The sequence below is a fragment of the Streptomyces sp. NPDC001393 genome, from assembly GCF_053597455.1.
The window spans coordinates 1-12,552 of record NZ_JBSFIH010000105.1 but is presented as its reverse complement, the minus strand read 5'-3'; the positions used below and the strand labels follow the sequence as shown (position 1 = coordinate 12,552).

Sequence of the window (12,552 nt, the reverse complement as noted above, 5' to 3'; positions counted from 1 at the left end):
GACGTCGAACACCTCTCTCAACGGAACGGGAGCCTCGTGCGTTGCGGGCGCCGGCCTCGTCACCCATCCGGTGGCCGCTCTGAAAGAGCTCAATGGGTCCAAACGCTGCGACGCACGCTGTCTTAGCGCCCGCAGGAGCATGCTGCGAATGCTCCTGCTGAGGCACGCCGAGCGTTATCCTGCACGCGTTCAGCCGTTCTTAGATGCTACCCAAACCTGCCTCTGGCTCGTACTCCTGTATGGGGAGAAGTCGAAGTCACCATAGAGATCTTCAATCTTCCAACCAGCCCGGCTCAACTCGATAGCGAACTGGTGTGGAGGAATGTAAACGCGGTGCAGCGGCGGAAGGTGGAATCTGCTGACCATCGACCCGTTATCGAGGTACTCCAGCACGCCATGGTATGCGGTCAAAAGGCGCTCGGCGTCTAGGACTGTTTCGTTGAGATATAAGACGAAATCAGCAGTGCGCTTCTGTTCGACGGGAATCCTATCGTACTTCAGGAGACTTTCCCGGCTCGTATTCGCTGCATCGAAAACAAGGAATCCCCCGACCTGCGTGTTGCGCAGCGCATTACGAAAGACGCGAACTCGATGTTCTGAATCAAGGATGTGGTTGAAGGTGTTAAGCGAAGAATACGAAAGCCGAGCCGGTTCCCTGAGCGTGTAATCGGCAAGGTCCGACTGAAGTAGCTCCACCTTACCCGTCAGTGCTTCCGCGCAGCGGCGTAGGGACTCCGGGGAGATGTCCACGCCTATGTCCGGAAGGCTTGCGGAAGCCACCCGACCGTCACCGATGCCGAGGTCCACGGCAGGTCTGCCATATTTTTCTACGAGCGACTTATAGAATTCAGCGTCGTCGGCCGGTGTCCACATTGAGCGGATCCTCACCCATGCGTCGAATTCTTCAGTGGTCTGCTTTGGCTGCGACAAGCTTCGCTCCTTTTCGCGAGGTGAGAGCCGCTGCCGTCAGGGCCGCAGCGATGAGGAGGACACCGGTGCCGACGAGGATAGGGGTGGGGCCTAGGACCACACCCAGCGCGCCTGCGGCAGCGATACCGACTGGCTGGGCGCCGTTGAGTACCGCTGAGTAGTAGATATTGACTGTGCTGAAGCTGCGCCGGCTCAGTGTTGTCTGGAGGATCGTTTGCACAACCGAGGTGTAGGGGGCGAAAACGAGACCGCCAAGCAGAAGGCCCGCAATGACGACTGGCAGATTAGGTGCTAGTCCGACGATGACAGTGGCTGCTCCCCAGCCGAAGATAATGAACGCCGCCCAACCATGCCGCGCCAGACTTTGCCTCGTGCCGACTATCAGTGCAGTGAAGGCCGACCCTACACCCACTGCCGACCAGGCATAGCCGAGGCTCCGTGCCGCCTCAGTGCCACTCATCTGGAAGTCCTCGATGAGCTTGAGCGGGAGCTGCACGACCATCGGGCCATACAGTGCGTAAAACACCCCTGTCATTGCTACAAGGATCCACGCGCGTGTTCGTGCACCCATATGTTCCTCGGCTTCCGGGACTGCTTCATCCTGCAGAGAAGCCGCAGCTGCCGACGTAACGCTCCCCTTGCTGACCGAGAGCACAGCGCTGAGCACGCTCAGGTAAGACAGACCGTCCAAGATGACAACGGGGCCAGCGCCGATGGTTGCAATAAGCGTTCCGCCGACAGCCGGCCCGGCGATGACGCTGACCTGGGTGACCGTCGAGAACAGAGAGTTCGCTGCGAACCGGTGTTTCTCGTCGGCGGAATTCCGAATGGCTGACTGCCAAGAGGCCCGCCCGAAAGCCCCGGAAAGACTTGCGAAAGACAGAAATACTAGGAAAAGCGGGAACGACAGCAGGTCTCCGATATAGAAAACACCGGACAGTGTGAGGAAAAAGCACTTGTTCACACTGTTGATGAGCGTGAGCCGGTCCGGAGTAACCTTAGACAGCCGGTGGCTGAAAATGAGACTCAGCACCACGCCAGGGGCCAGGTAGACGATCGTGACGGCCGAGATCGCGAGCGACTTACTCGAAGGAGCCAGTTGAGAGGCGATCCACACGATGGCGATCTCGTCCATGGACGCGGCCAAGGCGTACGGAAGATATCCTAGTATGAGACGTCTAATCTTCCTGTTGGCCAGAGCTGCTCGGTAACCCGAACCTTGCTGATTCGCGGCCACTCTAGTTGTTGCTTGCTGGCCCAAAGTGGTTCACCCTATCAGCGCGCAGTGCAGTCGCAGACGCAGCGAAAGCCGATTTCAAAATGCCGGTCGAAGAGAAGGTCCCTCCCCCTGAATGATGCCGAAACCTGTTCCGGAAGGGAGGTCCAGGCGCCACCCTTGATCACGGCGTATGACGTTGGATCATAGATGACGTCGACTGCGTCCCGGGACCCGTCGCCGGGATCCGCTGGCCTTCCGGAGGACGCTGAGGCGGTCCATTCCCATGCATTTCCGCTCATGTCGTATACGCCGAATGGGGAGGCTCCTCGGAGAGCCACCGGCACGGTGGTTACCGGTGTAGGACCGTCCAACAAGCTCAGCAGGTACTTGCGCCACTGCCCGATGGTTTCCCAGCCGAGAGTCCCGTCGAGGTGATCCACGCAGTGCGCAGCTGCCGGGTCGAAGTGATCGCCCCAAGGAAACGGAGTGCCGTCGGGTCCTTGGGCGGCTCGCTGCCACTCAGACTCCAGGGGGAGTCGCTTGCCAGCCCACCGTGCGTACGCGTAGGCGTCAAACCAGTCCACGCCAGTCACTGGGTGATCCGGAGCTACGCGGTCGTCCGTCAGCGTGTTTCGCCAGTGGATTTTCCCGGCAGCCTCGCTCGGATGACAGAACTCGTGAGTGATGGCTGCTTCGCTTGAGGAGAAGGCGTCGTACTCGGCTACGGTCACTGGGAGCCGGTCGATGTGGAAAGCCTCGACATGAACTGATGTAGTGGGGTCGTCTTTCCAGTCGAAGAGAAGGTCCCGGGCCTTCCAAACTGGAGGAACCCCCATGGTCACCCGTCCCGCTGGCACAAGTGCCATGTTGTCGTGATCATGGCGGGCGTGGCTGCTGGTCCGGATACCTGCCTCGTAGATTTTTGGCACGGAGTCCGGCTCCTGACGACCTTCGGGGAAGATCTCCATTTCTAGCTCTTCCAGTCGCCTAGGCGACTGGCTTTCGCGGGACACTATGGACTGGATTGCCTCCAGCGCCACGGCGTGGCCGATTCCTACGGGCTTACCACTGTGATGTGTAATCCTTTTGCTGGCCTCACCGACGATGAGAATCAGATCCCCCAGGGCTTCTTCGTCCCCGATGACTCCCGCGACCTGGAGGGCTTCAAAAGCGACGAAGTCGTCATAGTCATGGGTCAACCAGCGCGCCAACTTACGCGTCGCTTCATGCGTCGGCGCAACGTGCGCCAGACGCCTGAGGACGGCGACACGAACCCACGGCCACGGGTGCATGGCTCCCACCGGAGCCAAGTCAGAGGCATCTGCTGACTGAGCCGATGCGATAGCAGCCACGTAGTCGTGTACCTGGTTGCGTACTTCCGCGTGGCTGAGCGCCGGCCTCAGGGCTGATTCGTCGATCTTCTGAATGTCGGAAAGGCGACTCAAGACAGCTGCTCCTGTCGCAGATGTGGAGGGGCGCGCGACTTTAGACGCGCGCCCCTCTAACTTCTTGTCTTTACCACTTCCCTGCGTCCGGCAGGCTCTTCTTCAGGGCGCGACCGGACTGGGCCTTTTCCCACTTGGACCCGTACGACATATGAAACCACCTCCCCTCTAACCATTTCCCATGATCCTAAAAAGAGAGACGAGAGAGCGAAAGAGGGGTCTTGGTGATTGACGCGAAGGTGCCTCTTGACGGTTCAACGAAGTGCTGATAGCCGCCACTTGGAATGTCGCTTTATGCCCTTTCCGTCGCTGCCGCAGCGGCGCCGCGGCGACGAACGAGTGGCCGGCCGGGCGCAGCTGAGATGGCGCGGCAGTGCGATACACGACATGTCGCGGACTGCGGTAGGTGAACCGTGGCGCCTATCTCGCTCGGCCCATCAGGGGACCTGTGTCGTCGCCGACTGCAAGCCGCTTCTTGCTAAGCCCGAAGCGTGGCCCAGTCCGTGCCTCGCTGGCGCTCTCCCTCGCGCGCGAGCAAGAGCCAGATGCACGGTCTGCCGCATCACGCTCAACGACGAGGCCGGCAAGCCAGCGCTGCGGTGGAAGTTCACCAACGCCTGGCCCAAGCAGTACTCGGCACCCTCACTCAGCGCAACCTCCACCGAGGTTGCCATCGAGGAACTGGTGCTAGTAGGACTCCGTTAGGTCTGTCTTGATCTTGGCGTGGTCCTGCCGGGCAGAGGTCGGTGGCAGGTGGTGCAGATGCCGGTCCAGCAGTTCAGCAGGTCCTGAAGGGTGTCGAGGGTCTGGTAGAGGGTGAGTCCGGTGTGTCGGCTTTTGGGCTCAGCCGCTGTTCGGTGAGGAAGGCGTGGGCGGCGGTGACCAGGGTGGCGTGGTGGTGCCAGCCCGGCCAGGAGCGGCCTTCGAAGTGGTCCAGGCCCAGGCCGTGCTTGAGTTCTCGGTAGTCGTGCTCGATGCGCCAGCGGATCTTCGCCAGGCGGACCAGCTCCGGGATCGGGATGTCGTCGGGCAGGTCGGACAGCCACAGGCGGGTCGGCTTGTCCTCGCCGTCGGGCCATTCGGCCAGCAACCACACCTCGGGTAGGACGCCGTCCCACCGGCCGTGCTCGGCCACCGCGGCTGCCTGAGCCAGGCGACGCGGACGCACACCAGCCGGCCGGACCTGCACCGTGAGGAAGTGGGAGGTCATCGGGGAGCGGGAGCCTTCCCGCCAGGTCACCTCGCTGAAGGCGTCCCGTCCGGCGGCCGCAGCCAGTTCCGCCACCGGCACCGGCGGCCGGCGGTAGCGGGGCACCGGCCGTTGCCGGACCAGGCCGGGGCGGCGGGCACCGCGTCATGCGGCTGGACGGTCAGATCGCCGCGGATGCCGACGACATAACGGATCTCCCGCTCGACCAGCGCTGCGCGGAAGTCCGCGTTCTGGCCGTAGCCGGCGTCCGCCACCACGAGCGGCGGCACCAGCTGCCAGGTGGCCAGTTCGTCCAGGGCGTCCAGTGCCAGACGCCACTTCTCCCGGTGTCCGACGTCCTTGGGGACGCCGGTCTGCCGTCGCCGGACGGCGTCATCGGCCCACTCCTTGGGCAGGAACAGCCGCCAGTTCAGCGGGCACGAGGCCGTGTCGGAGACCGCGTGGACACTGACCGCGACCTGGCAATTGGCCTGCTTGCCCAGCGCACCGCAGTACTGGGGAGCAACCCCGACCGACATCCTGCCGTCCTTGGGGAACGACACGTCATCGACCGCCCAGGCGTCCGCGCCGATCTGCGGCACCAGCCGCTTGGCGATCCGCCGGCGTACCGGCACCGGATCCCACGTGGACTGGTTCACGAACTGCTGCAGGTTCTGCTCGTTGCCGTCCGGCAGCCGCGAGGCCATGGCCTGGATGGAATTGCGGCGGCCGTCCATCATCAGTCCCCGCAAATAGCAGTCGCCCTTGGCCCGCTGGTCCTTGCGCGGTATCGAGGCGAACACGTCCGCCACGAATAACGCCAACTTCGCCCGAACACGATTGACTTCATGTGCGTCCACACAGTCCTCATGCCCCTCAACATTGCAGGCAGACAGACCTACTGAGTTCTTCGGGTTGTTGTCGGGGGTGGTGACGCGTGGTGATCCCTGCGGTAGGCCGGTGGTATGCGGTATGCGCAGGGTGGTGGGCTGACCGCGGAGCGGCGGCAATTTCGCGAGCGGATCCGGTACGAGGCCGGTGAGCGGTTCACTCGCGGTGAGAGAACCGCAGTGATCGCGAAGGACCTGCGGGTCAGTGAGCGGTCGGTGGAACGCTGGCGTCGTGCCTGGCGGGAGGGCGGGATGGACGCGCTCGCCTCTGCCGGGCCGCCGAAACTGCCCAAGCTGTCCGACGAGCAGTTCGCCGAGCTGGAGCAGGAGTTGGCGGCGGGGCCGGCCGTGCACGGCTGGGAGGACCAACGGTGGACCCTGGCCCGGATCAGAGTGCTGATCGCCAGGCAGTTCAGGCTGGACTGCTCCTCGGCGGCGGTGTGGCGGCTGCTGCACCGGCACGGCTGGTCCTGGCAGTGTCCCGCCCGCCGGGCCCTCGAACGCACCGAAGCCGCCGTGGGCTTGTGGAAGAAGGATGTGTGGCCGCAGGCGGAATGACTGCGGCGGCGCTGGGGGCGTACATCGTCTTCGAGGACGAGGCCGGGTTCTCGATGACACCACCGCGCGCCCGCACCTGGGGCCGGCGTGGACACACGCCAGTCGTGCGGGTGCGGGGCCGGTCCTGGCGCCGCTGGTCGATCGCGGCGAAGTGCTGTTACAAGCCCGGTGAGACATCCCGGCTGATCTACCGGCCGCGCCGCCACCGCAAGCACCGGGGCAAAGGACGCGACACCTTCGCCTGGAGCGATTACCGCGACCTGGTCGTGCGTGCCCACATCCAGCTCCAGGCTCCCATCGTGCTGATCTGGGACAATCTCAACACCCACCGGGCCGCCGGGATGCGCGAGTACGCCGCCGCACACGACTGGCTCACCATCATGCAACTGCCCTCCTACGCACCGGATGTGAACCCGGTCGAGGGCATCTGGTCGCTGTTACGGCGCGGCCCGCTGGCCAACACCGCCTTCACTGACGACGAGCACCTCGAACGCACCCTCCGCAGAGGTCTGCGCCACATCCAACTCCGCCCCGACCTGATCGACGGCTGCCTCACCGGCACCGGACTCACACTCACCCCGCCGCCGACAACAACCCGAAGAGATCAGAAACGGAGTCCTACTAGTGCCGCTCCGCACAAGTCCGTGGAGGATCTGACAGCGGCATCGCGTGGGGAGTCGGCACTGCGCAGGCTGCTGCTCGTCTTCGGCGGCTTCGGCATCGGGTGGGTGACTACGACGATCGTTCGCTACGTCTACCCGCCACCGAAATGGTGGACATCGAAGGAGCCCTCAGCGCCGAGTGACGCTGCGGTGGTCAGTGGGCTTCGTCGGTGGCGAAGTCGGGCAGTTCGGTGGACAGCAGCTCCTCGGCGCCGTGGTCGAGGAGCTTTTGCATCTGGTTGGAGCGGGGCAGCATGGTCTGCTCGTAGGCGTGGATGGCGTCGTCGATGTTGTTGTTCGCGATGGCGAGGGCGAGTTCGCAGGCGTCGAGCATGGCGAGGTTGACGCCGACGCCGAGCGGGGGCATGAGGTGGGCGGCGTCGCCGAGCAGGGTGATGGTGGAGTTGTGCTCCCAGGTGTGGGGGACGGGCAGGGCGTAGATGGGGCGGTCGACGTAGAGGCCGTCGTTGTCGGTGATCAGGCGCCGCAGGCGGGGTGACCAGTCGCGGTAACGCTCCAGGAGGAGTGCGCGGATGCCGTCGGTGTCCTGGGTGGTCAGACCGTGGGCGGGGATCCAGTCTGCGGGGACGCGCTGGATGATGTAGACGCGGATGTGGTCGCCGCTGTTGCGCTGGGCGAACAGGCCGCGGTCGCCGTCGGCTGCTGCGGCGCCGCCCTGGCCGACGAGTTCGGCTATGCGGGGGTGCTGGTCTTCGACGTCGTGGAACCAGGCTTCGAGGAAGCTGACGCCGCTGTACTGGGGGGTGGCCTGTGAGACTGCGCGGCGGACCTTGGACCAGGCGCCGTCGGCCCCGATGACGAGGTCGGCTTCGATGGTGGTGCCGTCGGTGAAGTGAAGTTGCCGGGGTCCCTCCGTGGGGCCGTCCACGGCCTGGATGGTGTGGCTCCAGCGCACGGTGCCGGGCTGAAGCGAGTTGAGGAGGAGGTCGCGCAGCTGGCCGCGGTCGATCTCCGGCTTGAAGCGTTCGCCCTCTTCGGGGGTGTGGTGGAAGAGGGTAGTGCCGGCCGGGTCCATCTGGCGCATCTCCTGCCCTTCGGGGCGGGACAGTTGGAAGAATTCCTCCAGCAGTCCGGCTTCGCGCAGGGCGATCTGGCCGTTGTCCTCGTGCAGGTCGAGGGTGCCGCCCTGGTTGCGGGTGTCGGGACCGGTTTCGTGGTCGTAGACGGTGGCGGTGATGCCGTGCCGCTGGAGGATGCGGGCGCAGGTCAGTCCGCCGGGACCGGCGCCGATGATCGCGATGCGGGGGGTGGGAGTGGTGTTCATGGTGCTGCTCCGTTCGTCGCACGGCACTGTGGTGCCGTGTGCCGGGGGGTCAGTTGGCCGTGCTGGCGGGGGGAGCGGGGGATGCAGGCGCGGACATGGCTGATCAATCCTTTCGGACATGGGGAGCGAAGAAGGGCGGCCGGGCAGTGCCCCGCAACCGTTACCCCAGAAGAGCACACCAACTCATTAAGTGCAACGACTCAACTTTTGGAGTTGTGCAACCTGGGTAGGTAGGCTCGTGGATATGACCGAGACCGGCCCCGCGCCCGCGCCGATGGGGCGTCGTGAGCGCAAGAAGGCTGCCACCCGCCAGGCCATCGCCGATGCCGCCCTGCGCCTGTTCCTGGAGCGCGGATACGACGACGTCGGCATCCGCGAGATCGCGGATGCCGCCGACGTGTCCACCACCACGTTGTTCAAGCACTTCCCGGTCAAGGAGGCCCTGGTCTTCGACGAGGACGCCGACCAGGAGGCCCGGCTGCTCGCTGCCGTACGAGAACGCCCTGAGGGCCAGTCGATCCCCGCGGCTCTGCGCGAGCACGCGCTGCGCTACCGCGTGGCCGCCGCGGACAGCGATGCCCGCTTCACGGCCTTCGTCGACCTGGTGAACGGTACTCCGGCACTGCGGGACTACCGCCAGGGCATGTGGCTGCGCCACACCGTCGCCCTGGCCCAGGTCATCGCGGAGGAGAGCGGCCTGCCCGCAGAAGATCCCGTCTGCACCGCTCTGGCCCACTTCGCCCTCGAAGCCCCCCGTGCCGCCCGCGGGCACGACGATCCCCGTCAGGCCATCACCCGCGCCTTCGACCTCCTCGAGAGCGGCTGGCACGCCCTCGCCCCTGGCCGATGAGCCACGCCGCCGCGCCCCACCGGGCAGCACAGTGATCATCGGTTCATGAGGGCCTCTGGTCGGGGCGGACGGGCGAGGTGCCGGGCGTGGACGCGGTGGCGGTGGAACTGGACGAGGCGGTGCGCGAGCGCCTGACAAGGGTGGCTGCCTCGGCAAAAGCGCAGGTGAGACAAGTTCTCCGGGCTCGGATCATACTGGCCGCCGCCGAGGGCTTGAGCAATGCTGCCATCGCGCGGGAGCTGACGGTCGCCGTGAACACGGTCCGCAAGTGGCGTGGCCGATTCGCACTCCAGGGGCCGGACGGGCTCAAGGACGCCGACCGCTCGGGACGTCCCAAGACCTACGGCCCCGACGTGCGGGTGGCGATCGTGGCGGCGGCCACCAGCGCGCCCCCGCACCCGGAGGCGACCTGGTCGCACCGCACGATCGCCGCCCAGGTCGCCGGCACTGTCTTCGCCGCCATCTCCGCCTCCCAAGTCGGCCGGATCCTGGCGGACTTGGACCTCAAGCCGCACCGGGTCCGCGGCTGGCTCACCCGCCGCGACACCCCGGACTTCTGGGAACGTGCCGCGGACGTGTGCGCCCTTTACCGCAACCCGCCCCCCGGCGCCGTGGTCCTGTCCATCGACGAGAAGACCGCGATCGCCGCTCGCTCCCGGCGGCACCCTGGCCGCCCCGCCCGGCCCGGCGAGCCCGCCCGCGAGGAGTTCGAGTACCGCCGCCACGGCACTGCATCCCTGGTCGCCGCCCTGGACGTGCGCACCGGCGAGGTCCTCACCGAGGTCATCGCCCGCAATGATGCGGTGACCTTCACTGCCTTCCTCGACCAGCTCGACGCGGCCATCGCCCCAGGCCAGGACATTCACGTGGTCCTGGACAACGGCTCCTCCCACACCGCCAAACACACCAAGAAGTGGCTGGCCGCGCACCCCCGCTGGACCGTGCACTGGACCCCGCCGCACGCCTCCTGGTTGAACCAAATCGAGCTGTACTTCTCCGCCATGACCCGCAGAGTCCTGCGCCACGGCGACTTCTCCAGCCGCGACGACCTCATCGACAAACTGGATACCTACGTCATCGGCTGCAACGAAACCGCGAAGCCATACAAGTGGGCCTACGACGGCACCCCGCTCAAGGCCACCTGATCAGCCCCCACGCCCCTCCACGGACTTGCGCGGAGCGGCACTAGTCGTGGAGAGCTTCGAGCTGGACGCCGTGTAAGCACCGCCGCACACCGGCCGCCCCCGCCACTCCTCGACATCTACCGGCCCCTCGACGGCTCCCCGGGGGCCGCCGTGATCCCGGCCCAGCGCAAGGCCCGCCGCGAGTACGCGAACCGCGTGAACGCCCTCGGGGCCGAGACCCCGAAGCAAGCCGTCAGAGCTTCAAGATCATCCCGTGGCCCCTTTTGGGCTTACCTCGGCCATCCCCCCGGTAGGGCAGTTGCGGTTGGCGGACTTCGCGGAGTCGGTGCCGTGGCGGGATGTCCGGTCGGTACACGGGATGACCCACCACTCGGGTAAGTACTCGTCGGCGACGACGGGCGGGCACGTGGTCAGGATTCACCATCATCGAAAGGTCCCGCCCACTCACCGCCACGGACCAGGGCAAGGTGTTCCTCGCCGAAGCCGGGGCAGTGCTTGACCTTCTCGACAACAAGCAGGCTGAGAAACCCAGTTGCCTCCTCTCGAACGCCGCTGACATGGTCTCGACCATGCCTACCTTCTCGGCGCACGACGGGACCAAGCTCGCCTACCACGTGTTCGGAGATGGCCCTCCGGTGGTCTGTCTACCCGGAGGCCCGACGGATTCCGCATACCTCGGCGACCTCGGCGGTCTCTCCGCCCACCGGCAGTTGATCAGGCTGGACCTCCGCGGCACCGGCCAGTCCGCGACACCGCAGGACATTGCCTCCTGCCGCTGCGACCGGCTCGTCGACGACGTCGAGGCCCTGCGCGAGCACCTCGGCCTCGCCCAGATGGACCTGCTCGCGCACTGCGCCGGCGCCAGCCTGGCCGCGCTCTACGTGAGCCGCCACCCGGAAAACGTCAGCAGGCTGGCGCTGATCACGCCAAGCGTCAGGGCCGTCGGCCTCACGATCGCGGGAAGCCTCCGGCTGGAGACCGCACAACTTCGCCGGGACGAACCGTGGTACCCGGAAGCGTTCGCGGCCCTGGAGGCGATCGTGGCGGGCCAGGCCACCGCCGACAGCTGGAAGGCCATCGCACCGTTCTCCTACGGCCGCTGGGACGAAGCGGCTCAGGTGCATGAGGCCGCCGGGGACGAGCGGATGACCCCGGAGATCGTTGCCGCCTTCGGCGCTGAAGGCGCTTTCGCCCCGGACACCACCCGCACCGCACTCGCCCAGCTCACCGCGCCGGTCCTTCTCCTGGCCGGGGAAGCCGACCTGGGAGCCCCTCCCCACACCATGGCCGAGTTCGCGGACCTCTTCCCGAACGCCGAACTCGTCGTTCAGCCCAGGGCCGGACACTACCCGTGGCTCGACGACGCCGACGGGTTCGTGAAGACAACCGCTGCGTTCCTGGGAGACACGACCGCCCCGTCGTCATAACCCCAGCTGCCGAAGTCCCGCGGACGAAACCAGGTGGCACAACGGAAAGTAACCGCCCTCGCCGACCACCAGGGACCGGATTGCTCACGATGAACCGACGCGACCAGTGCTCACGGCACCCGGATTCCGGCGTTTCCGCAGGGCCCAGTGCTAACGATCAAGGGGAACCTACAACGCAAGGCCCTGTAGCCGCGGGTGCGCAAGGGCCGCGCGGTGCGCGCTACTGGCTGGGGGCAACGTCTCGGGCCGCGTAGGCGAGCAGTTCGCTCAGGGCTGCCTCGTTGGACGCGGGCGGCCGGCTGCGCCACTCCCCCAGTGTTTCCCGTACGGTCTGCGCAACCGCGTGCGCGTGCTGGGCCAGGTCGTCGGCGAGGCCGACGACTCCCCCGTCCTGAGCACGCCCGGTGACGATGACCGGCCCGTGGATCGGGTACAAGGCGATGCCTCGCCACGCGCTCGCCAGAGCCCATGCCGTGATGTTCTGCGCGAGCCCCATCCCGCATCCGCCCCCGTGGACGTGCAGGAGGGCCCGTCGGTGGTACACGCCTTGATCAACCGCGTCGGCCGATCCGATGTGGACTTGGATCGCGGAGTGCACATCGGTCTCGGCCAGGTCGAGTTCCGTGACGGCGGTGTCGGGGGAAATCCGCAGGACGCGCACGGTTCCTTACCTTCCTTCCTGGGCGCGTTCAATCATTCGTAAGTCGCTGTTTTCAATCCGATCTTGCGGGGTGTCGGTCGAACGTGAGTGTCCTTGGGTAGCTGCGGCGGCGGCCAGCGAGATACTGAGACGGCTTCCGCTTACCGCTCGATGGGCTTGATCAGTCGAACACGGTTCCTGTTCGGGTGACACCTCGGTGCTCGGCGCATAACGGCAGGGCCTCCTGGTAGCTCGGGGTTGCGATCCCAACCGAGCAGCACCAGGAGGCCCTGTGTCGCAGTCTTTCGTGCT

9 protein-coding genes and 2 pseudogenes are annotated in these 12,552 nt (G+C 65.9%); 5 read left to right on the top strand and 6 right to left on the bottom strand.

Features of this window, described 5'->3' with window-relative positions; translation table 11 throughout:
* Positions 1-189: 189 nt before the first annotated feature.
* Genes ACWC2T_RS44740 through ACWC2T_RS44730 form a run of 3 tightly spaced genes read right to left on the bottom strand, consistent with a single transcriptional unit; the run spans position 190 to position 3,348 of the window.
* Positions 190-930 (bottom strand): class I SAM-dependent methyltransferase, encoded by a 741-nt coding sequence (locus ACWC2T_RS44740; protein WP_450676035.1) that lies wholly within the window; start codon positions 928-930, stop codon positions 190-192.
* Positions 905-2,167: an MFS transporter gene (locus ACWC2T_RS44735; RefSeq protein WP_450676034.1), complete on the bottom strand. Its 1,263-nt coding sequence runs from the start codon at positions 2,165-2,167 to the stop codon at positions 905-907. Before ACWC2T_RS44735 ends, ACWC2T_RS44740 begins: the two co-directional genes overlap by 26 nt.
* Positions 2,168-2,205: 38 nt before the next feature.
* Positions 2,206-3,348, bottom strand: a complete 1,143-nt coding sequence (locus ACWC2T_RS44730) for a formylglycine-generating enzyme family protein (RefSeq protein WP_450676033.1) — start codon at positions 3,346-3,348, stop codon at positions 2,206-2,208.
* 540 nt (positions 3,349-3,888) lie between these two features.
* Here ACWC2T_RS44730 and ACWC2T_RS44725 point away from each other — a divergent pair.
* Positions 3,889-4,299 carry a phage tail protein gene (locus tag ACWC2T_RS44725; protein WP_450676036.1) on the top strand — a complete coding sequence of 137 codons (411 nt, stop codon included), beginning with the start codon at positions 3,889-3,891 and terminating at the stop codon, positions 4,297-4,299.
* A 73-nt stretch (positions 4,300-4,372) separates the two neighbouring features.
* Here ACWC2T_RS44725 and ACWC2T_RS44720 read toward each other — a convergent pair.
* A pseudogene (locus ACWC2T_RS44720) lies at positions 4,373-5,643 on the bottom strand (IS701 family transposase).
* A gap of 105 nt (positions 5,644-5,748) precedes the next feature.
* Between ACWC2T_RS44720 and ACWC2T_RS44715 the strand changes: the two are divergent.
* Positions 5,749-6,806 (top strand): annotated as a pseudogene (locus ACWC2T_RS44715) (IS630 family transposase); the annotation flags it as partial.
* Between the two features lie 241 nt (positions 6,807-7,047).
* Here the strand turns inward: ACWC2T_RS44715 and ACWC2T_RS44710 are convergent.
* The gene (locus tag ACWC2T_RS44710; protein ID WP_450676032.1) at positions 7,048-8,178 is read right to left on the bottom strand and encodes an FAD-dependent oxidoreductase; all 1,131 of its coding nucleotides are present in this window, start codon (positions 8,176-8,178) and stop codon (positions 7,048-7,050) included.
* 244 nt (positions 8,179-8,422) lie between these two features.
* Between ACWC2T_RS44710 and ACWC2T_RS44705 the strand changes: the two genes are divergently transcribed.
* From ACWC2T_RS44705 to ACWC2T_RS44695, 3 genes are all read left to right on the top strand, one after another.
* Positions 8,423-9,028, top strand: a complete 606-nt coding sequence (locus ACWC2T_RS44705; RefSeq protein WP_450676031.1) for a TetR/AcrR family transcriptional regulator — start codon at positions 8,423-8,425, stop codon at positions 9,026-9,028.
* A 77-nt stretch (positions 9,029-9,105) separates the two neighbouring features.
* A complete protein-coding gene (locus ACWC2T_RS44700; RefSeq protein WP_450676030.1) occupies positions 9,106-10,173 on the top strand; it encodes an IS630 family transposase in 1,068 nt (355 codons plus the stop codon).
* 569 nt (positions 10,174-10,742) lie between these two features.
* On the top strand, positions 10,743-11,600 hold the full coding sequence (locus tag ACWC2T_RS44695) for an alpha/beta fold hydrolase (protein WP_450676029.1): 858 nt from the start codon (positions 10,743-10,745) through the stop codon (positions 11,598-11,600).
* A 220-nt stretch (positions 11,601-11,820) separates the two neighbouring features.
* Here the strand turns inward: ACWC2T_RS44695 and ACWC2T_RS44690 are convergent, their stop codons facing one another.
* Positions 11,821-12,261: a hypothetical protein gene (locus tag ACWC2T_RS44690; RefSeq protein ID WP_450676028.1), complete on the bottom strand. Its 441-nt coding sequence runs from the start codon at positions 12,259-12,261 to the stop codon at positions 11,821-11,823.
* Positions 12,262-12,552: the final 291 nt, after the last annotated feature.

What these genes read in the sequence shown, in the direction of transcription:
- ACWC2T_RS44705 (WP_450676031.1), top strand. Translation starts at nt 8,423, where the DNA reads ATGACCGAGACCGGCCCCGCGCCCGCGCCGATGGGGCGTCGTGAGCGC.
- ACWC2T_RS44695 (WP_450676029.1), top strand. Translation starts at nt 10,743, where the DNA reads ATGCCTACCTTCTCGGCGCACGACGGGACCAAGCTCGCCTACCACGTG.
- ACWC2T_RS44710 (WP_450676032.1), bottom strand. Translation starts at nt 8,178, where the DNA reads ATGAACACCACTCCCACCCCCCGCATCGCGATCATCGGCGCCGGTCCC.
- ACWC2T_RS44725 (WP_450676036.1), top strand. Translation starts at nt 3,889, where the DNA reads ATGCCCTTTCCGTCGCTGCCGCAGCGGCGCCGCGGCGACGAACGAGTG.